Origin of the sequence: Micromonospora yasonensis (assembly GCF_026013475.1) — a bacterium.
GTDB lineage: Bacteria > Actinomycetota > Actinomycetes > Mycobacteriales > Micromonosporaceae > Micromonospora > Micromonospora yasonensis.
The window spans coordinates 1-522 of sequence record NZ_JAPDPH010000481.1; the positions used below are offsets into that span (position 1 = coordinate 1).

The window sequence follows — 522 nt, forward strand, 5'->3', positions numbered from 1 at the left end:
CTGGTAGGTGAGGGTGGCGGCGATTTCCCGGAAGTCGTCGGCGATGGTGGTCATGTGGGGTGAGTGGAAGGCGTGGCTGACCTGGAGTGCGGTGGCTTTGCGGCCGCGTTCCCGCCATTGGCCGGCCAGTTGGTGGCAGGTGTCGTGGTCGCCGCTGATGACCACGGTGTGTGGGGTGTTGATGGCGGCGATCGAGATTCCGGCCTGGCCGGCGATGAGGGTTTCGGCTTCGTCGCGGTTGGCCTGCAAAGCGATCATGGCGCCGGGGGTGGTGATGCTGTTCATGAGTCGGGCGCGGGCGGTGACGAGTTGGGCGGCGTCGGTGAGGGTGAGTACGCCGGCGAGGTGGGCGGCGCTGATTTCGCCGAGGGAGTGTCCGGTGAGGTAGTCGGCTTTGATTCCGAGTTGGGTGGTGGCGATGCGGTGTAGGGCGAGGTGGAGGGCGAAGAGGGCGGGTTGGGTGTAGGCGGTGGTGTCCAGCAGGGCGGCGAGGTCGCTGCCGGGTTGGGCGAACACGACGTC

Annotated in this window: 1 protein-coding gene; it reads right to left on the bottom strand. The window is 67.4% G+C overall.

Annotated features, from left to right (window positions below; all coding sequences use genetic code 11):
• Window positions 1–522, bottom strand: a 522-nt coding sequence (locus tag ONA70_RS36450) for an acyltransferase domain-containing protein (RefSeq protein ID WP_265011017.1), incomplete at both ends; no start/stop codon positions are given.